The organism is Campylobacter concisus, assembly GCF_002913545.1.
Lineage (GTDB): Bacteria > Campylobacterota > Campylobacteria > Campylobacterales > Campylobacteraceae > Campylobacter_A > Campylobacter_A concisus_AV.
In genome coordinates this window covers 1-496 of the sequence record NZ_PPBR01000013.1, presented here as the reverse complement: position 1 = coordinate 496, position 496 = coordinate 1, and the positions used below count along the sequence as shown (strand labels likewise).

Below are 496 nucleotides of genomic sequence, written 5' to 3'. Positions count from 1 at the left end.
AACACACGACGTGGCTGCAAAAGTAAGAGAAGAAGATGTCTTAAAAGCAAAAGGAAAAATAAGGACTAAAGGCAAAAGACTAACCAATCCAAAGCTAAAAACTGGCGAGATAGGGGTGAGAGTAAGCGAGCAAATCATCGAAAAACCAAGCGAGCCACTACCATTTATGATAGGAGATGAGAGCGTAAATGAGGACATCAGGCTAAAATACCGCTTTTTAGACCTTAGAAGCGAGCGCTTGCAAAATATATTTTGCAAGCGCTCGCTTCTAAGGTCTAAAAAGCGGTATTTTAGCCTGATGTCCTCATTTACGCTCTCATCTCCTATCATAAATGGTAGTGGCTCGCTTGGTTTTTCGATGATTTGCTCGCTTACTCTCACCCCTATCTCGCCAGTTTTTAGCTTTGGATTGGTTAGTCTTTTGCCTTTAGTCCTTATTTTTCCTTTTGCTTTTAAGACATCTTCTTCTCTTACTTTTGCAGCCACGTCGTGTGTT

The 496-nt window shown here is 41.1% G+C and carries 1 pseudogene; it reads right to left on the bottom strand.

The window, feature by feature from the left end:
• Nucleotides 1-496: pseudogene (locus CYP05_RS10275) on the bottom strand (hypothetical protein); the annotation flags it as partial.